Annotated in this window: 24 protein-coding genes and 1 other RNA gene; 13 read left to right on the forward strand and 12 right to left on the reverse strand. The window is 66.7% G+C overall.

Annotated elements, in window-relative coordinates:
• The first annotated feature begins 88 nt into the window (after positions 1-88).
• Both DGN21_RS19080 and DGN21_RS19085 read left to right on the forward strand, forming a co-directional pair.
• Complete coding sequence (locus DGN21_RS19080; RefSeq protein ID WP_126966226.1) at positions 89-1,717, forward strand: alkaline phosphatase D family protein; 1,629 nt, start codon at positions 89-91, stop codon at positions 1,715-1,717.
• A gap of 262 nt (positions 1,718-1,979) precedes the next feature.
• Positions 1,980-3,566, forward strand: a complete 1,587-nt coding sequence (locus DGN21_RS19085) for an alkaline phosphatase D family protein (protein WP_126966216.1) — start codon at positions 1,980-1,982, stop codon at positions 3,564-3,566.
• A 111-nt stretch (positions 3,567-3,677) separates the two neighbouring features.
• On the opposite strand, the gene DGN21_RS19090 is transcribed toward DGN21_RS19085, so the two are convergent.
• Positions 3,678-4,274: a 4'-phosphopantetheinyl transferase superfamily protein gene (locus tag DGN21_RS19090; RefSeq protein ID WP_024937565.1), complete on the reverse strand. Its 597-nt coding sequence runs from the start codon at positions 4,272-4,274 to the stop codon at positions 3,678-3,680.
• Positions 4,275-4,400: 126 nt separating this feature from the next.
• On the opposite strand from DGN21_RS19090, the gene DGN21_RS19095 reads away from it, so the two are divergent.
• Complete coding sequence (locus DGN21_RS19095; protein ID WP_016901812.1) at positions 4,401-4,652, forward strand: GlsB/YeaQ/YmgE family stress response membrane protein; 252 nt, start codon at positions 4,401-4,403, stop codon at positions 4,650-4,652.
• A 55-nt stretch (positions 4,653-4,707) separates the two neighbouring features.
• Here the strand turns inward: DGN21_RS19095 and DGN21_RS19100 are convergent, their stop codons facing one another.
• Positions 4,708-5,145, reverse strand: coding sequence for a GFA family protein (locus tag DGN21_RS19100; RefSeq protein WP_043087731.1), 438 nt, complete (start codon positions 5,143-5,145; stop codon positions 4,708-4,710).
• Positions 5,142-5,921, reverse strand: coding sequence for an exodeoxyribonuclease III (gene xth / locus DGN21_RS19105; RefSeq protein WP_126966217.1), 780 nt, complete (start codon positions 5,919-5,921; stop codon positions 5,142-5,144). Before xth ends, DGN21_RS19100 begins: the two co-directional genes overlap by 4 nt.
• Positions 5,922-6,413: 492 nt before the next feature.
• On the opposite strand from xth, the gene DGN21_RS19110 reads away from it, so the two are divergent.
• A complete protein-coding gene (locus tag DGN21_RS19110) occupies positions 6,414-7,562 on the forward strand; it encodes an ROK family transcriptional regulator (protein ID WP_126966218.1) in 1,149 nt (382 codons plus the stop codon).
• An 85-nt stretch (positions 7,563-7,647) separates the two neighbouring features.
• Here the strand turns inward: DGN21_RS19110 and DGN21_RS19115 are convergent, their stop codons facing one another.
• The 4 genes from DGN21_RS19115 to DGN21_RS19130 all read right to left on the reverse strand — a co-directional run bounded on the left by DGN21_RS19115 (position 7,648) and on the right by DGN21_RS19130 (position 10,578).
• Positions 7,648-8,346, reverse strand: coding sequence for a hypothetical protein (locus DGN21_RS19115; RefSeq protein ID WP_311551592.1), 699 nt, complete (start codon positions 8,344-8,346; stop codon positions 7,648-7,650).
• Positions 8,347-8,453: 107 nt separating this feature from the next.
• A complete protein-coding gene (locus tag DGN21_RS19120) occupies positions 8,454-9,344 on the reverse strand; it encodes a peptidylprolyl isomerase (protein ID WP_184551846.1) in 891 nt (296 codons plus the stop codon).
• A gap of 89 nt (positions 9,345-9,433) precedes the next feature.
• Positions 9,434-9,509: non-coding RNA, sX9 sRNA (locus tag DGN21_RS19125), on the reverse strand.
• A gap of 61 nt (positions 9,510-9,570) precedes the next feature.
• Positions 9,571-10,578 (reverse strand): glycerophosphodiester phosphodiesterase family protein, encoded by a 1,008-nt coding sequence (locus tag DGN21_RS19130; protein WP_024937571.1) that lies wholly within the window; start codon positions 10,576-10,578, stop codon positions 9,571-9,573.
• Positions 10,579-10,750: 172 nt separating this feature from the next.
• On the opposite strand from DGN21_RS19130, the gene DGN21_RS19135 reads away from it, so the two are divergent.
• Entirely contained in the window at positions 10,751-10,996 is a 246-nt protein-coding gene (locus DGN21_RS19135) for a hypothetical protein (RefSeq protein WP_126966220.1), read from the forward strand.
• 205 nt (positions 10,997-11,201) lie between these two features.
• Here DGN21_RS19135 and DGN21_RS19140 read toward each other — a convergent pair whose 3' ends face one another.
• From DGN21_RS19140 to DGN21_RS19150, 3 genes are all read right to left on the reverse strand, one after another.
• Positions 11,202-12,929 (reverse strand): cation acetate symporter, encoded by a 1,728-nt coding sequence (locus tag DGN21_RS19140; RefSeq protein ID WP_024937572.1) that lies wholly within the window; start codon positions 12,927-12,929, stop codon positions 11,202-11,204.
• Complete coding sequence (locus DGN21_RS19145) at positions 12,926-13,243, reverse strand: DUF485 domain-containing protein (RefSeq protein WP_024937573.1); 318 nt, start codon at positions 13,241-13,243, stop codon at positions 12,926-12,928. The genes DGN21_RS19140 and DGN21_RS19145 overlap by 4 nt, the downstream gene beginning before the upstream one ends.
• Before the next feature lie 84 nt (positions 13,244-13,327).
• The gene (locus DGN21_RS19150; protein ID WP_039521213.1) at positions 13,328-14,710 is read right to left on the reverse strand and encodes a DcaP family trimeric outer membrane transporter; all 1,383 of its coding nucleotides are present in this window, start codon (positions 14,708-14,710) and stop codon (positions 13,328-13,330) included.
• A 294-nt stretch (positions 14,711-15,004) separates the two neighbouring features.
• On the opposite strand from DGN21_RS19150, the gene acs reads away from it, so the two are divergent.
• Positions 15,005-16,948, forward strand: coding sequence for an acetate--CoA ligase (gene acs, locus DGN21_RS19155; protein WP_039513479.1), 1,944 nt, complete (start codon positions 15,005-15,007; stop codon positions 16,946-16,948).
• A gap of 232 nt (positions 16,949-17,180) precedes the next feature.
• Positions 17,181-17,849 (forward strand): response regulator transcription factor, encoded by a 669-nt coding sequence (locus DGN21_RS19160; RefSeq protein WP_016901792.1) that lies wholly within the window; start codon positions 17,181-17,183, stop codon positions 17,847-17,849.
• A gap of 82 nt (positions 17,850-17,931) precedes the next feature.
• Here the strand turns inward: DGN21_RS19160 and DGN21_RS19165 are convergent, their stop codons facing one another.
• Positions 17,932-18,264, reverse strand: coding sequence for a hypothetical protein (locus DGN21_RS19165; protein ID WP_252374673.1), 333 nt, complete (start codon positions 18,262-18,264; stop codon positions 17,932-17,934).
• A gap of 309 nt (positions 18,265-18,573) precedes the next feature.
• Between DGN21_RS19165 and DGN21_RS19170 the strand changes: the two genes are divergently transcribed.
• From DGN21_RS19170 to DGN21_RS19180, 3 genes are all read left to right on the forward strand, one after another.
• A complete protein-coding gene (locus DGN21_RS19170) occupies positions 18,574-19,494 on the forward strand; it encodes a DUF4424 family protein (protein WP_166771891.1) in 921 nt (306 codons plus the stop codon).
• Between the two features lie 467 nt (positions 19,495-19,961).
• Positions 19,962-20,552, forward strand: a complete 591-nt coding sequence (locus DGN21_RS19175; protein ID WP_184551848.1) for a TlpA disulfide reductase family protein — start codon at positions 19,962-19,964, stop codon at positions 20,550-20,552.
• A gap of 3 nt (positions 20,553-20,555) precedes the next feature.
• Positions 20,556-20,759: a hypothetical protein gene (locus DGN21_RS19180; RefSeq protein WP_016901788.1), complete on the forward strand. Its 204-nt coding sequence runs from the start codon at positions 20,556-20,558 to the stop codon at positions 20,757-20,759.
• A gap of 99 nt (positions 20,760-20,858) precedes the next feature.
• Here the strand turns inward: DGN21_RS19180 and DGN21_RS19185 are convergent, their stop codons facing one another.
• Positions 20,859-22,487: a family 43 glycosylhydrolase gene (locus DGN21_RS19185; protein WP_184577917.1), complete on the reverse strand. Its 1,629-nt coding sequence runs from the start codon at positions 22,485-22,487 to the stop codon at positions 20,859-20,861.
• A 356-nt stretch (positions 22,488-22,843) separates the two neighbouring features.
• Here DGN21_RS19185 and DGN21_RS19190 point away from each other — a divergent pair, with 356 nt between their 5' ends.
• Genes DGN21_RS19190 through DGN21_RS19200 form a run of 3 tightly spaced genes read left to right on the forward strand, consistent with a single transcriptional unit; the run spans position 22,844 to position 25,487 of the window.
• On the forward strand, positions 22,844-23,851 hold the full coding sequence (locus DGN21_RS19190; RefSeq protein ID WP_311542833.1) for an aldo/keto reductase: 1,008 nt from the start codon (positions 22,844-22,846) through the stop codon (positions 23,849-23,851).
• Positions 23,848-24,720, forward strand: a complete 873-nt coding sequence (locus DGN21_RS19195) for an amidohydrolase family protein (RefSeq protein ID WP_164738838.1) — start codon at positions 23,848-23,850, stop codon at positions 24,718-24,720. Before DGN21_RS19190 ends, DGN21_RS19195 begins: the two co-directional genes overlap by 4 nt.
• Complete coding sequence (locus tag DGN21_RS19200; RefSeq protein WP_164738837.1) at positions 24,717-25,487, forward strand: SDR family oxidoreductase; 771 nt, start codon at positions 24,717-24,719, stop codon at positions 25,485-25,487. The genes DGN21_RS19195 and DGN21_RS19200 overlap by 4 nt, the downstream gene beginning before the upstream one ends.
• Positions 25,488-25,533 lie beyond the last annotated feature (46 nt).

Here is a 25,533-nt window from a genome sequence, read left to right on the forward strand (position 1 = left end):
GCGCCGACAGCGACACCACTGCCGCTGCCATTGAACGGACATGCGCCCGTCGCACTATGGTCGCGTTCGCCAGATCGCCTGTATGCCCATGTCTTTGATCGACCCGTCTTCCGCATCGCCCCTGCCTGGCCCCGGCAACACAGCTGCCGCCGTGGATCACAGCCGGCGCCGTCTTCTCGTCGCCGGTGCCGGGCTGGCGGCCGCCGGGCTGCTCAGCCCGTTCGCACGTGCCAGCGGCAGCCCGGACCCGTTTACCCTGGGCGTGGCCGCGGGCGACCCGCTGGCCGACGGCTTTGTCATCTGGACCCGGCTGGCGCCACGCCCGCTGGAGCCGGATGGACGCGGCGGGCTGACCGCTCCGGTGCAGGTGCGCTGGCAGGTGGCCAGCGACCCGGGCATGCGCCACATCGTGCGCCAGGGTCAGACCGTCGCCAGCCCGGCCTGGGGTCATGCGGTGCATGTGGAGGTCGCCGGCCTAGCCGCCGATCGCCCGTACTGGTACTGCTTCCAGGCGCTGGGCGCGCGTAGCGCCATCGGCAGCGCGCGCACCTTGCCGGCGCCGCACCAGTTGCCGGATGCCGCACGGCTGGGCTTTGTGTCCTGCTCGCACTGGGAGCTGGGCTATTTCAGCGCCTACCGCCACCTGGCCGCCGAACAGCCGGACCTGGTGTTCTTCCTCGGCGATTACATCTACGAATACAGCAACCACGGCGAGGCAGCGCAGAAGATCGTGCGCCCGCACGGCAGCGGCGAATGCCTGGATCTGGCCGGCTACCGCAACCGCTATGCGCTGTACCGCACTGACCCCGACCTGCAGGCGCTGCACGCCGGCAGCGCCTGCGTGGCGACCTGGGACGACCACGAAGTGCAGAACGATTACGCCAACCGCTGGTCGCAGGACCCGTCGATTGCGGTCGACACGTTCCTGGCCCGGCGCGCAGCCGCCTACCGTGCCTTTTACGAACACTTCCCGCTGCGCGCACGCAATCGCCCACACGGCGCCGACATGCGCATCTACCGCTCGCTGGACTACGGCCAGCTGGCGCGCTTCTACGTGCTCGACGGGCGCCAGTACCGCAGCGAACAACCCTGCCCGCAGGCCAACGGCTGGCGCGGCGGGCATGTGGTGGACGACAGTTGCCACGAACGCACCGACCCACGCCGCAGCATGCTCGGCTGGGAACAGGAGCACTGGCTGCATGGCGCCTTCGCGCAGTCGGCCGCGCGCTGGAACGTGATTGCGCAGGATCTATTGGTGGCACCGATGCAGCAGCACGGCCGCGACGGCGTGTTCGGACACTGGACCGACGGCTGGGACGGCTACCCGGCCACGCGCACGCGCATGCTCGACGCCATCGCCAAGACCCGGCTGCGCAACCCGGTGTTCTGGGGCGGCGACATCCACTCGTACTGGGTCACCGATCTGAAGGCCGATCCGGCCAACCCCGACTCGCCGACGCTGGCCACCGAATTCGTCGGCACCTCGGTCACCTCCGACGGCCAGAGCAACGCCGAGCTGCAACAGACCATGGCGCTCAATCCGCACGTGCACTACGCCGAAGGCGAAACCCGCGGCTATGTCTCGGTGACGCTGACACCGGGCCGGATGGAAACGCGCCTGCAAGGCATCTCAGACCGCCGCGACCGCCAGGCCACGGTCTCGACGTTGAAGCGCTTTGTGGTCGAGGACGGCAAGGCGGGTGCGGTGGAGGCGTGAGCCTGCGCTGCGCTGCCGCGGGTGGTGGCGCAGCGCAGGCTCACCATCCACCACAACTTGCCTTTGCCGATCTCCACGACCGTCGCAGCACGCGTGAACCGCCCTGCAACTGCCTTGCCGCGCAGAGCTTGCGGTGCGTGCTGCACAACGCGGTGACTGCATCCATCCCCACAGGCCGGGCGCGTCGTGCAGCGCAATGGACACGCGCCGGTAAGACGGCGGCGCTACATCTGGGCGCCGCTGCCAGACGTTCGAGGATCCCATGACCGCCTCCGATCCCACTCGCCGCCGCGTGTTGCAAGGGCTGGGTGCCGGCCTGTTGTTGCCGGCCACTGCCGGTTGGCCCACGCGTAGTCTGGCTGCGCCGTTCGGGCGGCCGCTGATCACCGATGGGGTGCAGAGCGGCGATGTCGTGGAGGGCCGGGCGTTGCTGTGGAGCCGCTGCGATCGGCCGGCGCGGCTGCGGGTGGAATGGGATACGCGCCCGAGCCTGCGTCAGGCGCGTCGCGTGGATGGCCCGGTGGCTTCGCCAGCGCACGATTTCACTGCGCGGGTGGATCTGGGCGCATTGCCGCGCGATCAGGACATCTTCTACCGGGTGCGCTTCGAAGATGCCGACAACGGCGTCTTGAGCGCACCGGTGCACGGCCATCTGCGCAGTGCGCCGCAGGCACGTGGCGATGTGCGCTTTGTCTGGAGTGGTGACACCGTCGGCCAGGGCTTTGGCATCAATCCGGACATCGGCGGCATGCGCATCTACAGCGCGATGCGCGAGCGCAACCCGGATTTCTTCCTGCACAGCGGCGACACCATCTATGCCGACGGCCCGATCCCGGCCGAGCTGATCGTGGAAGAAGGCAGGCGCTGGCGCAACCTCACCACCGCGGCCAAGAGCAAGGTGGCCGAAACGCTGGACGAATTCCGCGGCAACTACCGCTACAACCTGCTCGATGAGCATGTGCGCCGCTTCAATGCCGAGGTGGCGCAGGTCTGGCAATGGGACGACCACGAAACCACCAACAACTGGTCGCCCGGCAAGCAGCTGGACGAGCGCTATCAGGTGCGCGATATCGGGGTGCTGGCCGGTCGTGCACGTCAGGCATTTCTGGAATACGCACCGATGCGCGGCGTGCATGCCGATGGCAACGGGCGCATCTACCGCAAGATCAGTTATGGCCCGCTGCTGGATGTGTTCGTGCTGGACATGCGCAGCTATCGCGGCGCCAACAGCGACAACCTGCAGCCGCAACCGGGCGCGGACGCGGCCTTTCTGGGCCCGCAGCAACTGGCCTGGCTGCAGCGCGAACTGGCCGGCTCGCGCGCGCAATGGAAGGTGATTGCCGCCGACATGCCGATCGGCCTGCAGGTGCCCGATGGGCAGGACGCCGCAGGCCGCGCGCGCTGGGAGGCGATCGCCAACGGCGATCCGGGTGTGCCGCGCGGGCGTGAACAGGAGATCGCCACGCTACTGCGTTTCATCAGCACAGCGCGCATTCGCAACACGCTGTGGCTGACCGCCGATGTGCATTATTGCGCGGCGCATTACTACCACCCGGATCGCGCGGCGTTTCAGCAATTCGAACCGTTCTGGGAGTTCGTGGCCGGCCCGCTCAATGCCGGCAGCTTCGGCCCGAATGCACTCGATGCCACCTTCGGCCCGACGGTGATCTTCCAGAAAGCACCGCCGGCACCCAACCTGTCGCCGCTGGCCGGATTTCAGTTCTTTGGCGAAGTGGAGATCGATGCACGCACCGGCGTGCTGACGGTGACCTTGCGCAATCTGGATGGGGTAGCGCAGTTCCGTCAGCCGATTTTGCCGCACGCTGCGACGCGGCCGGAACATGCCTGAGACGTCGGTCGGACCAGCAACGCAAGCATCCATGTCCGGCACGTGCTGCATCACGGTCCAGGACGCAACGCTCACCTGCGCTGCAGCCACGCAGTAAAGCGATCGCCGCGCCTATTCGGCCGGCAACGGGTAGAACGCCAGCGCAGCGCGGCAATCCGGTGCGGCCCACCATTCGTGCAACTGCCATTGCGTGGCCTGGCCGAGCGCGGGGTCGCACCACTGCAACTGCAATGCGCCGTCGGGTGCCACTGCGTAGGCAAGCCGATGCAGGCCAAACGACAGGCCATGCCCGTACGCCTTGAGCAGCGCTTCCTTGGCGCACCACAGGCGGAAAAACAGCGCCTGTTGCGCGTCCGGCTGCAGGCCAGCCAGCACTGCGATTTCGTCGGCATGGAAAAATCGCTGCGCGATTTCCAGCAGACGTGGGCGCGCGCGGATGCGCTCCAGATCCACGCCCAGCCGCACGCCCTGCCCCAGGCCGACCAGCAGATAATCGCCGCTATGGCTCCAGCCGGTGTCCCGGTCGGGCAAGGCTGGCTGCAGCGACGGCCGCCCGCGCTCGTCACGCCGCAGCGGCACCTGGGCCGGTTCCAGCGCCAAAGCCTGGCCCAGCAACTCGCGCGCCTGCGGTTCGCCACGCTCGCCATGCCGGTGCGGACGCAACCACAGCTGCACCGGGCCGATATGCCAGCTTGCGTGCGCTGTCACGCTGCGTGCACCAAGCACAACAGCCGCATGCGCGTGCGACCGCGCTCGACAGTCACTTCACGCCGGTCTGCGTTGAATGGCGCCCATGCACTACTTCCGGTGCAATCGCATGAGGAGTTCGGCAACATGGGCATCATCATCTGGTTGATCGTCGGCGGCATCGTGGGTTGGCTGGCCAGCATCATCATGCGTCGCGATGCGCAGCAGGGCATCATTCTCAATATCGTGGTCGGCATCGTCGGCGCGCTGATCGCCGGGTTCCTGTTCGGTGGCGGCATCAATCAGGCGATCACGCTGTGGACCTTCGTGTGGTCGCTGGTGGGTGCGGTGATCCTGCTGGCAATCGTCAATCTGTTCACCCGTGGCCGCGTGCGCTAAGCACGCATCCACTGATGGAACATTCAACGCCCGGGCTTGCCCGGGCGTTGTCGTTTCAGCCATCGACCGGAGCGCGATCCAACGGATGGTGTACCCCATCTTCCACCGGCACGGCGATGTTCAACGCATAGGGATTGACGCCTTCCAGGCAGCCGACGTTGTAGCCATACTCGTTGGGATTGGAGCGCCGACGGTGATGCGTGTAGATACCGCAAACGCCGCAGAAGTAATGCGCCGCCGCATGCGTGTTGAACTGATACAGCCGCAGCACATCCTCGCCCTGCAGCACGTGCAGGCCATCCAGCGTCACCGAGGCGACGATGGCGCCCCGGCGGCGGCACATCGAGCAGTCGCAACGACGTGGATCGAGCAGGCCGTGCGGCAGATCCAGATCGATCTGCACCGCGCCGCAGTGGCAACTCAGCCGATGCACCGGGCTGATCGTGACCTCGCCAACCTTGTATGTGCTACGCCGCAGATGCCGCTCGCTCATGCGCCCGCCTCGGCCAGGCGCACCCAGGCCGGTGCGTGGTCGCTGGGGCGCTCCCAGGTGCGCGGTTCGCGATCGATGCCCGCGTCCACCGCGCGTGCGCGCAAGGCCTCCGAGACCAGGGTCAGATCGATGCGCAGGCCCAGATTGCGGCGGAATCCAGCCTGGCGGTAATCCCACCAGCTGAACTGCTCGGCTTGCTCATGATGCAGCCGGAACGCATCGTGCAGGCCCAGCGCCAGCAGTTGTTCCAGCGCGGCGCGCTCGGCGGTGGAGGTGAGGATATGGTGCTCGTTCCACACTGCCGGATCGTGCACATCGCGCGCATCCGGGGCGATGTTGAAGTCGCCCAGCACCACCAGATGCGGATATTTGTGCAGCTCCTGCGCCAGCCAGTCGTGCACCGCGGCCAGCCAGCGCAGCTTGTAGGCGTACTTGTCGGTGCCCACGTCCTGGCCGTTGACCACATACAGGTTGACGATGCGCACGCCATCGACGGTGGCGGCGATCGCGCGCTGCTGCACGTCGTCGAAACCGGGGATGCCCATCTGCACGTCCAGCGCCGGCGAGCGCGACAGGATCGCCACGCCGTTGTAGGTCTTCTGCCCGCAGAACACGCTGCGATAGCCGGCAGCGGCCAGCGCCGCATCCGGAAACTTGTGGTCTTCCAGCTTGGTTTCCTGGATGCCGACCACGTCGGGTGCGAACGTGCCCAGCCACTGTTGCAGGTGCGGCAGGCGCACATTGAGCGAGTTGACGTTCCAGGAGGCAATCTTCATGGCGTGGCGCGGACCGTGGTTCAAACCACCAATGGTACCGCGCCGCCGGAGTGTGCTCAGGGCCACGGGGCGATGCGCACGCCGAGCTGGTTGGCGACCGGGCGTTCCCGCTCGGAATGCCGGTATGGATGAGACGATTGAGCGCGCGCAGGCGCACCGTCCACGCGCACGGTCAGGGTGCTGGAGCCGCAGTCGGCGACCAGCATCCATCGCTTCTTCCGCGCGATCCAGGCCAGCACGCTGCGCGGCTGGGCGCCTCGTCGTAGTCGGCGCGACTGGCCTCGCGTGGCTGGCGCTTGCCGTCGGCCATCTGCAGCTCGGCGGTGCAGGTCGAGCAGGGGCAGCAGACCGCGGCCGGGAACACGGACAGGTGCGCAGGCGCGAGGCGGGATGACCGGTGATGACAGAGGCTGGCAATTCAATAACTTACTGTAAATTAATTATTTCGACCGGACCGGGTAAGCTGGCCCCTCCCCCGCGCCACCGCTCGCCATGCCGTCCACTGCCGCTGTCGCATTGCCGCCGCATGCGCCGAATTTCCCCGGCCTGAGCCGCAACGAGCGCGACATGCTCGACCGCCTGCGCCTGGCCGGCGTGCTCACCCGCGCCGACCTCAGCCGCGGCACCGGGCTGACCGTGCAGACTGCGGTGCGCCTGATCGAAGGCCTGCAGGCGCGCGGCATGGTCCACATGGGCAGCGGCGTGGCACGTGCCGGCCGCGGTAAGCCGGGGGTGGCGGTGTCGTTGAACCCGGCGCACGGCCACACCTTGGGCGTCTCCGTCGCCACCGACGCGCTGAGCCTGGCGCTGGTGGATTTCGCCGGCCAGGTACTGGCGGTCAGCGAGCTGCCGCTGGACGCGCGCAGTGCCGACGCGGTGTTGCTGCAGCTGCAGGCCGGCGACGCAGCGCTGCTGGCAGGCCTGGACCACGCGGTGGGGCCGCGACTGGGGATCGGGTTGGCGATGAGCGGGTTCTTTACCGGCGAGGACGGGCGCATCAATCCGCCCGAACCGCTGCGTGCGCTTGGCGAGTTCGCCCTGGCGCCGTGGCTGGCGCAGACCTGCACGCAGCCGGTGTGGATGGACAACGACGGCAGCGTGGCCGCCGCCGGCGAAGCGATGCTGGGCGTGGGCCGTCGACATCGCGACTTTGCCTACCTCTATCTCAGCTACGGGTTCGGCGGCGGCCTGGTCATCGACGGCCAGGTCATGCGCGGTGCGCGCGGCAATGCCGGTGAATTCGCCGGCATGCTGCCGGCACAGAAGCTCGAACGCGCCACGCTGGAACTGCTGCGCGAACTGCTGGCCGACGACGGCGTGGCGTTTGCCGACGTGCGCAGCCTGCTGGCCGCCTACGACCCGACCTGGCCGGCGATCGAGCGCTGGATCGCACGCAGCGCGCCGGGGGTGTCGTTGATCGTCTCGGCGATCACCGCGGTGTGCGACCCGGAAGCGATCGTGTTCGGCGGCCGCCTGCCGGCCGATCTGGCCCGACGCCTGATCGCCGCCGTGCAGATCGACAACCTGCCGCGTCGCGGTCAGGGCAGGCCGATGCCGCTACTGCTACCGGCCGAGGCACCGGCCGACGCCTGCGCGATCGGTGCGGCGACGCTGCCGTTGAAGGCGCGCTACTTCCGTTGACTGAAGGTGCCCCGCCCCTGTCGCGGGTGCTGACAGTCTGCGTTGCCGTTGGATGGGCGCTGGTTCGTGCGTCGCAGAACCGGCGTCAATCTGCGGTGGCAGCGCGCCCACGGCAGCAATAGCCGAACAACTCAACCGCCAGCTCACGTGCCTGTTGCTGCTGTTGTTGGGTGAGCGACTCCAGCAATTCGTCTTCTGCCTGCAACGGTGCCGATGGATCCAGCGCGTGGTCCGGCGGTTGGCGCGATGCCAGCCGCCACGCCGCCGCATACACCGGGTCGGGCGCATGCAACAACGGCGATTCCACCACCTGCGCCAAGGCGTCGATGGCATCGCGATGGCCCGCCAATGCCAGCGCTTCCAACTCGGCCACAATCGCGGCCATCTCCTGTTCGTCGCTCGCCGACAGGTGCGCAGGCATGCCGGCAGGTGCGCCGGCCACCGCACGTTGCAGCAACTCGGCCGCACGCTGCGCAAGTAGATAGCGTTGCGCATCGGTATCGCCGTGTGCCGCGGCCGTGCGTAGCAGCGCCTCGATCTGCAGCTGCGTGCCGGCGACGCAGCGACGGCCCTCCAACGGCGGCACCTGTGCACCGCCGTGCGCGATCTGCGCGGCTCGCTCCTCACCCTGTTGACGACAGGCCAGCTGTTGCATGGCGCTGTCGAACAGGCCCTGAGCGACGCGCGCCGGCAGCTGCGTCGATGCAACGCCGGCATGCACCGCAGGGCGCGCAGCGACGCTGCTCTGCGGGTGCAACGCAGCAGGCGTGCGCAGGCTCCACATTCCGGCGGCCCACATCGCTACGGCCACGCACACCGCGCCTGCCACCGGCCAGCGCGACCGCCTCCGATGCCATGGCCGCGCGCCAACGTTCAGCGCAGGCGTTGGCATCAACGCAGCGCCGCTTCCAGTGCGGCGCGATCGAACTGCAACGGGTTGTCCTGGCGCAGACGTTCCAGCGCAGCGGTGGCCGCCTGGTCGCGCAATTGCACTTCGATCTGTCCGCGCGCTGTCTCCAGCGTGGCGGGTATGCGCGCATCCACACGGATCAGGTGATATCCCTCCGGCCCGCGGACGGGGGCCGAAACCTGCCCCACGCCCAGCCCCTGCACGGGCGCAGCAAAGACATCGGCCACGTTGCGCAGGAAGATCGATGACAGCTGGCCGCCCTCGGCCGCAGTGCTGCCATCGTCGGATTCGCGCATTGCCAGTTCTTCGAAGGGCGTGCCGGCATCCAGCTGCTGCTTGAGCCGCTGTGCGCGTGCGAGCGCCTGCGCATCGGTCAACGGTGTGCCGCGCCGAGCATCGCCTTGGGGCTGCAGCGCCACGAATAGATGGCTGAGGCGAACCTCGTCGTAATCGTGCGGATGCGCATCGAACTGGGCCTGCACCTGCGTGGCGTCGATAGACGCGGCATCGCGTGCGCGCCGCTGCATTGCCTCGGCAAGAATGGCATCGGTGGCCTGACGGATGTGCGCGGCCACCACCGGGTCGTCTTGCAGATGCGCCTGGCGGGCCTGGTCCACCAGCAGCAGCCGGTCGGCAAATTCGCGTACGAAACTCGGGTCGGCCGCAATGGCCGGATTGGCGTTCTGCGGCAGGTCGGCCAGGGCCAGCGCGCGATATTCCGGCGCACTGAAGGTCTGGTGTCCAATCTGCAGCACCTTTCCGGAAGCCGGGCCAGTGTGCAGGTGTGCATCGGGTGTGGCGGCCTGCGCCAGCGGTGTGGAGCAGGCAAGGCTCAACCAAAGCAGCCTGAAACAATGCGGTGTGGAAAACATGGGCAATCTCCGTCATGGCATGAACCGGCGGCGGCAGTGCCGCCGCCGGGACCGCCGGCCCGCATGGACCGGCAACAGCTGCTGAGAGCGGCTAACGAAACGTAGCGAGCAGTCGTCAGGTGGGCGTGGGCGACGCGGAGGAACCGGCGTGTACGAGTGGTACATGAGGACTCCGAGCACCGGCCGCGCCCGCCTGGCGGCTGCGCAGTAGTTTTGTCAGTTGCTCTTAGTCGTGCTTGCCGCGCGCACGCAGGTAGGCGATGGCCGCTTTCGGGTCGTCGCTGGTGATCAGGCCAAAGGCCTCGTCGCGTACGATGAAATCCAGATTGCCGCGATTGTCGGCCGTGTCGCGGCCACCGCCGTAGGAGAAATACAGATCCGACAGCGCGTAGCAGCAGGCGCCGCTGTTTTGATAGAACTTGCCAGCAGACGGGCCATCCGGAATGGCCTGGAAGACGCCCACGCGATACCCACGCTCGCGAATGAAATCGGCATCGCTCTGCAGCAGGCCGCCGAGTTGCTTGACGTTGATCTCCATCGTCTGGTGACCGTTGTTCATCCATGCCGAAATCGTCTGGCGCACATTGATCTTGCCCAGCATGTTGGTGGTGAACACCGGTATGCCGACCATGCCGCTGCCATCTGCACGGTAGGCATCGCGACTGGTGTACAGCGTTGCATTGACCTTGGCGGCCACATAGCTGCCCGATGCCGCGCCGAACTGGCTTTCGGCGGCCTTGCGCACTGCGCGTACCGTGGCCGCATCCTTGATGTCGAACACCATCGGCGTACGCAGGTTGTGCTGCTTGTAATAGGCAAACAGCTCATCCACACGCGGTACGTGATAGCCGGTGGTGGTACGACGATCAGGCGTCAGCAGGAACAACTGGCTGACCTGCGACCACGGGGTGACCAGAATCGACGGGTTGACGCCCTGGTTGGTGATCGGGTCGTACTTCACTCCGGGATGTTGCTGCCACACGGTGGTGGTGCGGCCCAGGTTGTAGTCGTGCAGCAATACCGGCACGCCATCGCTGGTGAGCTTGACGTCCAGCTCCACGCCATCCATGCACTGGTCGTTGGCGATCTGCAGCGAGCCGCGCGAGTTTTCCGGCATGTCGGCGATGCCGGCGTATTTGCCCCATAAGCCACGGTGCGCCAGCACAACGGTATTGGAGGAGTTGAACAGGATGCGTTGCATCTTGATATCGGAGCTGTCGTTGCAGGCGGCCATCGCCAGCTGCGGCAGTGCAGCCAGCAGGGCCAGGGCGCCGAACAGGCGGCAGGCACGGGCCAGCGGATGTGGAGCGAGGAGGATAGGCATGGTCTCGGTGTCCCGGTTCGTAGGTACAGGAAGGGCAAGGGGTGGACGAGAGCCGACGGGTCGACGCAATCGGCGGACTCGCTTGCAGCGCACTCGCCAACCGGTCGATACCGGGGGAGAGGCCAAGCCGGGCGTGATCAGCGTTCGGCTTGCGGCCAATTTAGTCACCCTAGATGACTTAATTTCTTCGCTGGTGTTGCGGTTGTTCGCGATCGCGCAGGCATTGCGTGCAAAACGAAGCGGGCGATGCGATCGCATCGATGCCACGCAAGGACGCAGCGCTGTCGTGCGCGCGCAGCGCGTCGCACGCCCGCGCACCGAGGTCTGATGGGGCGTTGCGCACGGGTCGTCACGATGCTGGATCGCTGCCGGCACCGGCACGGTGCGCGCGCTCGACCGATACCCCCCCGCCCTTCGCGTCAGAAGACGATCGTAGGGGCGTGGCAACACAGACGCTGCCCGCTGCCAGCCTTGGCCAAAACGCAAAACGCCGGCACTAAGCCGGCGTTCTGCGACTGCGCAGTGACTGTACGTCAGTGACCCGACGCACCGCTGGCACCCAGGCCGGTTTCGGCACGGATCTGCTGCGCCTTGAACGCTGCACGTTCGTTGGCGGCCTGCGGGCTGTGATCCAGGATCGAGAACAGCCAGATGCCGACAAAGCCAATGGTCATCGAGAACAGCGCCGGCGAGGTGTACGGGAACGGCGCCGAACCGGCTGCATTACCCAGCGTGTCCACCCACACCGACGGCGACAGGATGGTGAGCACCAGCGACGAGACCAGGCCCAGGAAACCGCCGACCACCGCACCGCGGGTGGTGCAGTTCTTCCACAACAACGACAGGATCAGCACCGGGAAGTTGGCCGAGGCTGCGATGGCGAACGCCAGCGACACCATGAAGGCCACGTTCTGCTTCTCGAACACGATGCCCAGCAGCACCGCGATCACGCCCAGCACCAGGGTGGTGGCACGCGAGACCTTCAGCTCCGAACCCGGCGCCGGATTGCCCTTCTTGATCACCGTGGCGTACAGGTCATGCGACACCGCCGAGGCGCCGGACAGGGTCAGGCCTGCGACCACCGCCAGGATGGTGGCGAAGGCTACCGCCGAGATGAAGCCCATGAACACGTTACCGCCGACCGCATTGCCGACCAGCACCGCCGCCATGTTGGCCGCGCCCTTGCCGCCGTGGATGGTGCCGGTGGTGACGTCCGCGAACTGCGGGTTGGTCAGCACCAGCGCGATCGCGCCAAAGCCGATGATGAAGATCAGGATGTAGAAGTAGCCGATCCAGGTGGTGGCCCACAGCACCGACTTGCGCGCCTGCTTGGCATCGGGAACGGTGAAGAAGCGCATCAGGATGTGCGGCAGGCCGGCGGTGCCGAACATCAGCGCCATGCCGAACGAGATCGCCGAGATCGGGTCCTTCACGAAGCCGCCCGGCCCCATGATCGACAGGCCGGCCTTGGCCGCGTCCTCCGGCGATGCACCGCCATTGGCCGCGATCGCGGTCTTCACCCGCACGCCCTCGGCAAACAGCGCCTCGAAGCTGAAGTTGAAGTGCCACATGATCGCCACCGCCATGAAGGTCACGCCGGTCAGCAGCAGCACCGCCTTGATGATCTGCACCCACGTCGTGGCGGTCATGCCGCCGAACAGCACGTAGACCATCATCAGCACGCCGACCAGGGTCACCGCCACCCAGTAGTCCAGGCCGAACAGCAGCTTGATCAAGGCACCGGCACCGACCATCTGTGCGATCAGATAGAACAGCACCACCACCAGCGTGCCCGACGCGGCAAAGCTGCGGATGGCGGTCGGCGCGAAGCGATAGCCGGCCACGTCGGCGAAGGTGTACTTGCCGAGGTTGCGCAGCCGTTCGGCCATCAGGAAGGTCAGGATCGGCCAGCCGACCAGAAAGCCGATCGCATAGATCAGGCCGTCGTAGCCATTGGCCATCACCGCCGCGGTGATGCCCAGGAACGAGGCTGCCGACATGAAGTCGCCGGCGATCGCCAGGCCGTTCTGGAAGCCGGTGATGCCACCGCCGGCGGTGTAGAAGTCCGAGGCCGACTTGGTCTTGGCCGCCGCCCACTTGGTGATCCACAAGGTGCCCAGCACGAAGAAGCCGAACATGCCGATCGCCACCCAGTTGGTGGGCTGCTTGTCGACCTGGCCCATGTCGCCGCCGGCGGCCAGCGCGATGCCGGCCGGCATCAGCCCGGCCAGGATCAGGAGAAGGCGCGAATACTTACTCATTTGCGTGCGTCCTCGAGGATCTGCGCGGTCAGCTGGTCGTAGGTGTTGTTGGCGCGGCGCACGTAGATGGCGGTGATGACGATGGTGAACACCATCACCCCGATCGCGATCGGGATGCCGATCGAGGTCACGCCGGCACCGATCGGCTTGGCGAGGAATTCCTTGTCGAAGGCGATCAGGCCGATGTAGCCGTAATAGGCCAGCAACATCAGCACGGTGAGGGTCCAGCCCAGCGCGTTGCGCTGGCGCTTGAGTGCGTGGTACTTCGGATTGGCATCGATCTTGGCGATCAGTGCGTCATTCGAGACGGTCATTGTCTGTCTCCTGGTAGAGCGCGGGTAAAACGACGGTGGCCTTGCCCGTCCCACCGCAGTGGAACGAGCTGCCGGTGGCGGAAACTAGAAGCTGTACTTGGTGGTGAATTGCAGGCGCGAAATGTCGCCGCTGTCGCCGTTCTCGGCTTCGCGACGGCCATACATCAGCTCCGCGCCCACATCGACCTTGGGCAGCGGTGAATAGAACACGTTGGCGCGGATGCTCTGCTGCGATTTGCTCGCAAGCGCGCCGGTATTGGCGATGTCGTGGTCGTAGTTCACCCGCGAATACATGATCGTGCTGCGCAGCTTGGCGTTGTAGTCGTGGCGCCAAGCCACCCAGCCGGCGATCGTGCTGACGGTCTGGATGTTGCCGTCCATGTCGATCTCCACATCCGAGCCGTTGCCCAGGCCCAGATAGCGCCCCAGGCCCTCGCCGTAGCTGAGCTGGTAGCGCAGATCGTTGTTGGAATTGATGATCCAGCGGCCGCCGCCGGCAATCGCGCCGCCGAAGTCGGTGTCGTTGGTCAGCGCGCTGCGCGTGCGGTACTGGCGCGCGATCGCCGACAGGCCGAACGTGCCCCAGGTGCCCTTCCAGTTGTAGCGCGCGGTCAGGTCCGGCATCGCACCGTGGTCGGAGGCCAGGATGGTGTTGCCGCCCTGGTAGGGCGTGGTCAGCGTCTCGGGGTTTTCCGCCGACACGCTGAAGGCGCCACGGGTGTAGCGGATCTGGGTCTGGCGGCTGAACAGCGCGCCGTCGGTCGGCCCGACGATGTCGGCGGCCTCGGGCAGGATCGTGGAATCGATGAAGTTGGACCAGGTCTGGCCGGCCAGCCAGTTGTTCCAGCTCACGTAGGCGTGGCGCAGGGTGCCGCCGTACAGGTTGTTGACCTGGTTGGCCAGCGCGTTGCCGAAGAAATCCAGTTCGATGAAGCCGGTGATCTTGTCGCCGTTTTCGGTGACGGTGTCCACGCCCAGGTTGAAGCGCGAGAACTTGGCATGGAAGTCGGTATCGGTGCTCGAGGCCTGGCCACCGACCGGCGTCTGGGTCGGGATGTACAGGTAACGGCCCACCGCGCCTTCGGGCAATGCGCCGTCGGAGGTGCGGGTGGTCATGAAGTCGGCCTTGATGAAACCACCGTAACGGAACGTTGTCCCCGCCGCTGCGTTCGGCGTGATGCTGGTCAGCTGGATCGGCCGCTTGCCGGCCGGCACTGCAGGCGCGGCCGGTGCCTGTGCCTGCGCGGCGCGCACCTCGGTCACCTGGGTCTGCGTCTGCGTGATCTGGCCCTGCTGTTGTTGCTGCGCCGACACCAGCAGCTGGACCTGACGCTCGAGCTCGGCAATGCGTGCTTCCAGCGCCTTTTCCTTGGCGGTCTGCGCGAACGCCACGCCCGGCAGGATGCTCGCCACGAACAAGGCAGCCGCCAGCGGATGGCGCACCAACGGTGCAGTACGGTGTGTCATGGACCCCTCTCCCCGATAAGGCCTCGCGCTTGATGGCGATGCTGTGCGGAGCGTGAGGCAGTCCGCGCTTTGGAGCCTATTCGCCTTTGGTCGTAGCTGCAACGCAGCATTCCGCAAGGTGACCGATCGTCGCACCAGGGCCGGCAACCGATTGCCGATCGCGCGCTGCGGCGGTTAAGACCAAGGTCTAAGGCGCGGTTGAACGCCGGGACAGAATGGATGCGGCACACTGATTGCCTACCGAGGGCAGCCGCAACGTCCTCTTCCGACAAGTTCATCGCAAGTGAGGGTGCCATGGCTGATGTTTATCCCGTCGATCCCGCGTTCGCCGCCGATGCGCGCATTACGCGCGAGCAGTACGCAACGCTGTACCGCGAATCGATCGAACACCCCGAGCAATTCTGGGGCAAGGCCGCGCAGCGGCTGGAATGGTTCAAGCAACCCACCCAGGTGAAGGACGTCAGCTACGCGCTGGACGATTTCCATATCCGCTGGTTCGGCGATGGCGAGCTCAATGCCAGCGTCAACTGCCTGGACCGCCAGCTGGCCACGCGCGGCGACAAGACCGCGCTGTTGTTCGAACCCGACAGCCCGGATGCGCAGTCCTACCCGGTCACCTATCGCGAGCTGTACGAGCGCGTCTGCAAGCTCGGCAATGCGCTGCGCAATCTCGGCGTCAAGAAGGGCGACCGCGTCACCATCTATCTGCCGATGATCGTCGATGCCGCCGTGGCCATGCTCGCCTGCGCGCGCATCGGTGCGGTGCACTCGGTGGTGTTCGGCGGGTTTGCCGCCAACTCGATCGCCGACCGCGTGGTCGATTGCCAGAGCAAGCTGATCATCACCGCCGACGAAGGCCTGCGCGGCGGCAAGAAGATTCCGCTCAAGGCCAATGTCGATGCGGCGCTGAAACTGCCCGGCACCAACACCGTGGAAACGGTACTGGTGGTGCGCCACACCGGCGGTGCGGTGGAGATGCAGGCACCGCGCGATCGCTGGTTCCACGATGTGGTCGACGGCCAGCCGGCCGAGTGCGAACCCGAGCGCATGAACGCGGAAGATCCGTTGTTCATCCTCTACACCTCCGGTTCCACCGGCAAGCCCAAGGGCGTGCTGCACACCACCGCCGGCTATCTACTATTTGCCAGCTACACGCATGAAGTGGTGTTCGACCTGCGCGAGGACGACATCTACTGGTGCACCGCCGACGTGGGCTGGGTCACCGGCCACAGCTACATCGTCTATGGCCCGCTCGCCAACGGCGCCACCGCAGTGATGTTCGAGGGCGTGCCGAACTACCCGAACGTGTCGCGCTTCTGGGAAGTGATCGACAAGCACAAGGTCAGCATCTTCTACACCGCGCCCACCGCGATCCGCGCGCTGATGCGCGATGGCGAGGAGCCGGTCAAGAAGACCTCGCGCAAGAGCCTGCGCCTGCTCGGCAGTGTCGGCGAGCCGATCAATCCGGAAGCCTGGCGCTGGTACTACGAGGTGGTCGGCGACAGCCGCTGCCCGATCGTGGACACCTGGTGGCAGACCGAAACCGGCGGCATCCTGATCTCGCCGCTGGCCGGCGCGGTCGATCTCAAGCCGGGCTCGGCCACCCTGCCGTTCTTCGGCGTGCAGCCGGCACTGGTGGATGCCGAAGGCAAGATCCTGGAAGGCGCCACCGAAGGCAACCTGGTGCTGCTGGATTCGTGGCCGGGCCAGATGCGCTCGGTCTATGGCGACCATCAGCGCTTCATCGACACCTACTTCCGCACCTATCCGGGCAGCTACTTCACCGGCGACGGCTGCCGCCGCGATGCCGATGGCTATTACTGGATCACCGGCCGCGTGGACGATGTGATCAACGTGTCCGGCCACCGCATCGGCACCGCCGAAGTGGAAAGCGCGCTGGTCTCGCACCCGAAGGTCGCCGAAGCGGCCGTGGTCGGCTTCCCGCACGACGTCAAGGGCCAGGGCATCTATGCCTATGTCACCCTGATCGCCGGCGAAACCCCGAGCGAGGAACTGCACAAGGAACTGGTGAGCTGGGTGCGCAAGGAGATCGGCCCGATCGCCTCGCCCGATCACCTGCAATGGGCACCGGGCCTGCCCAAGACCCGCTCGGGCAAGATCATGCGCCGCATCCTGCGCAAGATCGCCGAAAACGCCCCCGATCAACTCGGCGACACCTCGACCCTGGCCGATCCGTCGGTGGTGGATTCGTTGGTGAGCGAGCGGTTGGCGCGCTGAGGGGCGGGGATTGGGCATTCGGGAGTGGGGATTCGCAGAAGCGGGTTCCCAGTCCTCCGCCATTCCGCGTTCGAATGTCCGGTATTGAACGGCAGTCGGGACGCAGACGGCGCTTTCAGACCGGCTCTTGCGAATTCCGACATCCCTGCTTCCACGAATCCCGACTCCCAAATCCCCCCATCCCGCGCTTCTGCAAATCCCCACTCCCCCCATCCCCAATCCCAGCCCCTCAATGACCACCCTGCTGATCGCCGATGACCATCCCCTGTTCCGTGAAGCCTTGCGCGGGGCTGTGCAGCGCGTGATGCCGGGGGTGCAGTTGTTCGAGGCCGACACGGTGGATGCGCTGTACACCCTGGCCGATGCGCAACCGGATGCCGATCTGCTGTTGATGGATCTCAACATGCCGGGCGCGCAGGGATTCAGCGCGCTGGTGCATATGCGCTCGCTGCATCCGCAGCTGCCGGTGGTGGTGGTGTCGGCACGCGAAGAGCCGACGGTGATGCGGCGTGCGATCGACCATGGCGCGTTCGGGTTCATTCCCAAGTCCGCCGATTCGGACACCATCGGCCGCGCCCTGGCCACGGTGCTCGATGGCGAGCGCTGGATCCCGGCCGAAGCGCAGAACCTGCCGCCGACCGACAGCGAAGAACGCGAAGTGGGCCAGCGCCTGCGCGATCTCACTCCGCAACAGTTCCGCGTGCTGCAGATGCTCGGCGCCGGGCGTCTCAACAAGCAGATCGCCTACGACCTGGGCGTGTCCGAGGCCACCATCAAGGCGCATGTCACCGCGATCCTGCGCAAGCTCGGCGTCACCAACCGCACCCAGGCGGTGCTGATGGCCGGCAAGCTCGCCATCGATGCCGACGGCATCGTGCTGCCGCCGCCTGAAGAAGACTGAGCGCGTTCGTCAGCCGGCCTGCGAAAACGAGGGCCTACCGCCGCAGCGAAGCGGCGCGTGAGGTCACCACCGCAGAGGACAATCAACGCAACGGCTGGCCCGTGCAGACCTTCGACGCGCTTTGCGGCGAGGGCACATGCCACACCGCGTTTTCGTTTTCGTCCTCGCCTTCATAGATCGCATAGCGCCCATCGTCCTGGCGATGCATGGTGGGGCTGAAGGTGACGAAATCGGTGCGGCCGTCGGGGCCGATGAAATGCATGTCGCCTCCGCACACGATATTGGAATTGGCTTCCGGCCCCAAGGCAGCGCAGGTGACCTGCGAGGTCTCCGCGCGCACCACGCGACTCACGCGTGGCCGGACCAGCCCGCGATCGGCCGCCTCGCAGAAGTAATCGGCAAGCACCGTGCGCATCTCACGCTGCGACGGCATCCAGGGCGGACAGCTGCTGTACGCATCGGCGGTGCAGCTTGAGACCACGGCGGCAGGCTGGCTGCGATCGGGCGCAGCAGCGAGGCTGTCTTGCAGTGGCAGCATCAGGCAGGCGGCGACAGCCAGCAGGGAAACGTAGGAAGGCATCGGAGCGTGGGATTGGAGTGCGCAGGGCATGCGACTGTACGCCATGCGCAGTTGATGCCATGCATGCCCGCGCTGCGGCATCGGCAGGTGCGTGGCATGCTGTGCGCCTGCGGCGCGTCGGTGCGTGCCGGTGCCAGGGGATCCATGCAGCCACTCTCTTTTCCGCGCGGCCCGCTCGGGTTGGTCCTTGCGCTGGCCGCACTCGGCTGCGGCAGTGCGCAGGCCAACGACAGCAGCTTCGGCGACGACAACGGCACCATCCGGCTGTTGCATCAGCCCGATATCAGCATGGACAAGGAAGCGCTGCTGCTCAGCGAGGAGCGCGTGCAGGTGGACTACGTGTTCACCAACCACAGCGCGCGCGCATTGAGCGTGCCGATCGCCTTCCCGATGCCGCCGATGTATTTCGGCATGGCCGATCACAGCGAACTGACCGATTTCAACCTGTGGGTGGACGGCAAACCGGTGACCACCACGCGCAAGCTGGTGGTGTTGCTGGACGATGGCAGCGACATCTCCAAGGCATTCGCCGCCACCGGCTGGAGCACCGACGATATCGCCGCGTTCGCCGAATCGGGCAACGTGCCGACCGGGCGCACGCCGTTGCCGGCGCGCTGGATCGACCGGGACCAGCAACCGCGCTTCACGCTCAGCGAGTACTTCGTCTGGCAACAGCTCTTCCCGGCACGGGGCAGCGTGCAGATCCGGCATGCCTACGCGCCCAGCCTGTCCACCGGCGTGCCGCAGAGCAGCGCGTTCCTGCTGGAGTCGTATGCAAAGCGCACCTGCATCGAACCGGCCACCAAGGCCAGCATGCAGCGGCGCGAGGGTGCGCACGGCCTGCGCTGGGCCAACCTGCGCTATGTGCTGACCACCGGCAAGAACTGGAACGGCCCGATCAAGGACTTCCAGCTGACCATCCGCAAACAGGCCGCCAGCGACATCCTCAGCCTGTGCTTCGACGGCGCGCTGAAGAAGATCGATCCGCTGACCTTCCAGTTCAGGCAGGCCGACTTCGTGCCGATGCGCGATCTGGAGCTGCTGTTCGTGCGCGGCGTCGAGTGAGCGGCGGGGCCAACACCCGCTAGCCGAACGCGCGTCTGCCTGCTGCCAGCACATTGGAGCCGCGCTGCAGATCAGCGCTGATGGATCGCGCACCGCTTGTGCTCGCCTGGCGGTAGGGCACCGCGTCATCGGTCGGCAATGATCGGTGCCAGCGGCAAGAATCAGATGACGGCGGCAATGCTTGCAGCCACCGATCGCAGGAACACGCGCAGTCGCCGCACGCACTCTTTCATCGATGGTTCGGATAGTGCTGCGTGCCTCGCAGACACGGCGCACTGCTGTTGATCGACACACCACTGTTGCGCAATCGACCCCTGCCAACCGCTGCGAGACTGGCAAGCCCAAGCGCAGCGGCGTGACCGCCTCCACAACCCCGCACCGCGCGACATCGCAGTTGTCGATATCACCATTGACCATCAACTCATGCCTGGGCAAGGCTCGGGCTTGATGACGCTACTGGAGCTGGCATGGCGCGACGTTTCCCCTGGCTCTGGACCGGGCTGCTGATTGCCTGTGCATTGATCGCGGTGCTGGCATGGCAGAACAAGCAGCTGCACGCGCAGCAGCAGTTGCTGCAGGCCCGCATCAGCGCGCCGTATGACGGCATGTACGTGCCGCGCATCGAGGTCACCGATACCGCCGGCCAGCGTCATCTGCTCGGCGTGCCGCAGGGACAGGCGCAGGTGCTGTTCTTCTTCACCACCACCTGCCCGTATTGCCAGCGCTCGGCCCCTACCGTGCTGCGTGCGGCGCGGCAGCTGCAGGCCAATCTGCCCGGCCGTCCGCAGTTGCTCGGCGTGTGCCAGTGCGATGCGACGCAGGCTGCGCGCTATGCGCATGTGCATGGCTTCGATTTCCCTGTGGTCACGTTGACCGATCGTCGCGCGTTGATGCTGTTTCGCGCGCGCAACGTGCCACTGCTGATGGCCATCGACGGGCAGGGGCGCGTGCGCCATTCCCGTCTTGGCGTCTTCGATACCACGGAGCAGGTGCAGGACCTGGTCGCCGCCTTGCGCCGCACGGATGCGCCAGCGGCTTTGGCAACGGTGAAGGAGTAATGCATGAAGAAGCGTTGGGGTACCTTGCGGACGGCGTTGATGGCGGCCACGTTCCTGGCCAGTACCGGTTTCGGTGCGTTCCAGGTGATGGCGGTCGATAACGCACAGCCGAAGACCGAATCGTGTAGTGCGTGGGCCTGCAAAGCCGAATGTCCGGAGTTTGGCGGCGACCTGGGGCAGGGCAACGTCTGCTACTGCTGCGGCTGACAGCGGCTATCACACCTACTGCGCAGTTCAGCCTCATCAGTCGCTTTAGGTCTGACGGCGGGGTCCCCCGGGCCCCGCCGTTTGCCGGCAGCACCGCGCTCAGCGCAGCGCGCGATAGCGGAAATCGCGCAACACCACTGCGCCCTGCTGCGCGGCGTAGATGCCAAGCTGCAGGCTCAGGAAGCCGCCGAACACGTTGTGGTGGAAGCCGGACATTTCCATGCGCGTCGGGTGGCGGATCCACTGCCGGCCCTGGTCGAACGAATAGTCGAAGGTCACGACATGCGCCTCGTTGCTCAGACGCAGGCGGATGCGTCGGTGCGTGTTGGGCGCGCGCGCCCACACCAGTTCTTCGGAGTACTCATAGGTCTTGATGGTGTCGGGCGTAACGCCGATGCCGACGAAGGCCTTGTGGTTGTAGAACAGCAACAGGCCGCCCTCGGCATTGCCGATGAGTTCCAGCGCGACCTCGGCGACGTAGCCGCGATCGGGCACGCCGCAGGTCAGTGGCGAGCTGTCGGCCGGCGAGCTGCCGGAACAGGCCAGCGTGAGCGACCGATCTGCCCGTTGCACGCGCGCCTGCTCGCCGGGCCCGGGCGCATGCAGGCTCCATTGGGTGCCGAACCTGTCGCTGGAAAAATCGTCCGACAAGGCGAAACCGCTGAGCGCCGCGTTGCCGGCGGCGTTTGCGCGTGCAGGCGTGCGCAATGGCCTGGACAGATCGCCACCGGTGGCGCGGAACCAGCCATCGGCGGTCCACTCGATCGGCTCCAGCAGGGTCTGCCGGCCCAGCGTGCGGAAGCCGTTTTCGTAGCCGTGATAGACCATCCACCAGTCGCCACGCGGCCCTTCCACCAGCGTGGCATGCCCGCGCGACCACCACGGCTCCTGTTCGGACTGGGTGCGCACCAGCGGGTTGCGCGGGCAGTGCTCCCATGGCCCATGCACCGAGCGCGCACGCGCGGCGATGACCATGTGCCCGGTCACCGGACCGGCGGTGCCGCCGACCGCGGTGACCAGGTACAGCCACCCATCGTGCCAGGTCAGCTTGGGGCCTTCGGGGGCGAAGTTCTCCACGATCCAGTCGTCGGGATAGCGCCAGGGCGCGTAGGCCGGTTCCACCTGCCCGTCGGTGGCCAGGCCGTCGTCGCGCAGGCGCACTTTGCGGATGCCGTTGACGAACAGGTAGCGCTTGCCGTCCTCGCCCAGCACATGGCCGGGATCGATGCAGCCGGCGATCTGCAGATCGATCGGGTCGCTCCAGGGTCCGCGGATGTCGTCGGCCCAGATCACGAAGATCGACCAGCCGGTGTCGTCCGGATTGGCCGGGATATAGATGAAGTAGCGGCCATCGTGCTTGCACAGGTCCAGTGCCCAGATCGTGCCCAGCTGCTTGCGCAGCGCCGGGCCGAGCGGCGTCCAGTTGACCAGGTCGGTGGAATGCCACAGCACGATGCCCGGATAGGAAAGGAACGACGAAAACGTCATGTAGTAGTCGTCGCCATCCTTGAGGATGGTGGGATCGGGGTGATCGCCGGCCACGATGGGATTGAGGTAAGTGCCGTTGCCCAGGTCTGCCTTGCGCTGGCCTTCGATACCGCGCGCCCACTGCGGGGTGCCGGTGCAGGCGGCGCGGGCGTCGCCCGCCAGTGCGGCCGGCGACAGCGGGGCGACAACGGCGCCGGCGGCAAGCACCTTGAACAGGTCCCGGCGGGTGGTGGTTGGCATGGGTGCGCGTTCGTGCGGGACGGGCTGGTATCTAGCCCCAGGCATCGGACCGGGGCAACCGCGCAGGCGGCGTTATAGGAAGCGCTCATGCCAGCTGCGGATTTCGACATAGATCAGCTACCACGGCGTGTGGAGCTTGCAAGCGGGCAAGGTGCTGGAATCCACACATGTCGCACGTGATGAACGCCGCCAGCTGCGATGCTGCACTGCAGCGTGATCTGTTCACTTATGATTGCGATATTCATATGCGAACAGACCGGCACCGGCCGGCTGGTGGACGTTGCGATGCCCAGTGACTGCTTCAAAGATTGCGTGAGCACCTGTTCGGCGACCGCCAGCTACGCGGAGCGTGCAGCGTGACCATTGCACGGCAGCGTCTGGGCAACACCGACGTGCAGCTCTCGGCACTGGGCTTTGGTGCCGCGCCGATCGGCAATCTGTATGCCGAGGTCGCTGAAGACCAGGCACTGGCCGCCGTGGCAGCGGCCTTCCAGGCCGGCATCCGCCATTTCGATACCGCGCCTTACTACGGCTACGGGCTGAGCGAGAGCCGCCTGGGCCGTGGCCTGGCCGGCGTGCCGCGCGGCGCGTACACGCTGTCGACCAAGGTCGGCCGCTGCATCTACGACGATGCGCAGGCCGCCGCCGGGCGCGACGGCTTTGCGGTGGCGGGCCGCCGCGCCGAGTTCGACTACAGCGCCGACGGCGTGCGGCGCGCGTTCGCCTCCAGCCTGGAGCGCCTGGGCACCGACTACATCGACGTGCTGCTGTTGCACGACATCGGTGCGCTGACCCACGGCGACAACCACGCCAACGTGCAGCGCCAGGCCTTGGAGGAGGCCTTGCCGGCGATGGCGGAGCTGAAGGCGGCCGGTGCCTGCGGGGCGATCGGGCTGGGCGTCAACGAGCAGGACGTGGCACTGGAGGTGCTGCCACGCTTTCCGCTCGATTGCGTGATGCTGGCCGGCCGCTACACGCTGCTGGAACAGCACAGCGCCCGCGCCCTGCTCGAGCAGGCGCAGCAACGCAACGTGGCGATCCTGTCGGCCGGCCCGTACAGCTCCGGCCTGCTCAGCGACGCACGCGGCCCCGGCGCCACCTACAACTACGCCCCGGTCGACGCCGCCACCCTGCAGCATGCGCAGCGCCTGTACGCGGCCTGCGCGGCATTCGAGGTGGATATCGGCGCGGCGGCGTTGCAGTTTCCGCTGGCACATCCGGCGGTGACCACGGTGGTGGCCGGCATGCGGACGGTGGCCGAGGTGCAATCGGCCGCCGGGCGCCTGCAGGCGCCGATCGCACCGGCACTGTGGCAGCGCCTGCGCGATGGCGGCCTGCTCGACGCGGACCTGCCCACGCCATGAGCCGCATCGACGCACACCTGCATTTCTGGCAGCTGGCCCGTGGCGATTACCACTGGCTGACGCCCGAGCTGGCGCCGCTGTATCGCGACTTCGGCCCCGCCGATATCGGTCAGGCGCTGGACGCTGCCGATATGGAGGGCGTGGTGGTGGTGCAGGCCGCCGCGACCGAAGCCGAAACCCGTTACCTGTTCGAGCTGGCACGCGCCGATGCGCGTATTGCCGGCGTGGTCGGTTGGGTCGATTTCGCCGCGCCCGATGCGGCCGCGCGCATCGACGCGCTGGTGCAGGCCGGCGGCGGCGTGCTCAAGGGTCTGCGCCCGATGGTGCAGGACATCGCCGATGTGCAATGGCTGGCCCAGCCCGAACTGGATGCCGCCTTCGATGCGCTGATCGCGCACGACCTGGCTTTCGACGCCCTGATCCGCAGCGTGCATGTGCCGGCGCTGCAGGCACGCCTGAAGCGCCATCCGCAGCTGCGCGTGGTCATCGATCACGGCGGCAAGCCGCAGATCGCCGCAGGCGAATTCGTCGCCTGGGCCGCCGGCATGGCCGCGCTGGCCCAGCATCCCAACGTGCACTGCAAACTCTCCGGCCTGCTCACCGAAGCAGCGCGCGGCGCCGGCGTGGAGGCGCTGGCACCGTATGTCGCGCATCTGTTCGCACGCTTCGGCCCGCAGCGTGTGCTGTGGGGCAGCGACTGGCCGGTGCTGACCCAGCGTGCCGATTACGCGCAGTGGTTCGACATCGCACAGCAGCTGGTCGCCACACATGCCGACGGCCATGCCGAAGCGGTGTTCGGCGACAACGCACGCTCGTTCTATCGTCTGCCACGGCCGGCGGCCCCCACCTACGGAACCTCTTCGGTATGACTGTCTCGATCCCTGTAACTCCCAACGACCGCCTGCATGGCAAGCGCTGCCTGATCACCGCCGCCGGCGCCGGCATCGGCCGCGAAAGCGCGCTGGCCTGCGCACGCGCCGGTGCGCAGGTGATCGCCACCGATATCGACGCCGCTGCCCTGCAGGCGCTGGCGGCCGAATCGGAGGCCATCACCACCCAGCTGCTGGATGTCACCGACGCGTCGGCGGTTGCCGCGCTGGTCGCGGCGCACGGCCCGTTCGATGTGCTGTTCAACTGCGCCGGCTTCGTGCACCAGGGCAGCATTCTCGATTGCGACGAGCCGGCCTGGCGGCGCTCGTTCTCGATCAACGTCGATGCGATGTACTACACCTGCAAGGCGGTGCTGCCAAGCATGCTCGAACGCGGCCGCGGCAGCATCATCAACATGTCCTCGGTGGCCTCCAGCATCAAGGGCGTGCCCAACCGCTTCGTCTATGGCGTGACCAAGGCCGCCGTGATCGGCCTGAGCAAGGCCATTGCCGCCGATTACGTGGCCCAGGGCGTGCGTTGCAACGCGATCTGCCCCGGCACCATCAAGACGCCGTCGCTGGGCCAGCGCGTCAAGGCGCTGGGCGGCGACGAACAGGCGGTGTGGAAGAGCTTCACCGATCGCCAGCCGATGGGCCGCCTGGGCGACCCGCGCGAAATCGCGCAGCTGGTGGTGTACCTGGCCTCGGACGAATCCTCGTTCACCACCGGCCAGACCCACATCATCGATGGCGGCTGGTCCAACTGATCGCGCTGCGCACCGTAACGTGGGCGGCCAGTGCCGGATGCGAGCC

Origin of the sequence: Xanthomonas sp. MLO165, assembly GCF_018831305.1 — a bacterium.
Classification (GTDB): Bacteria; Pseudomonadota; Gammaproteobacteria; order Xanthomonadales; family Xanthomonadaceae; genus Xanthomonas; species Xanthomonas arboricola.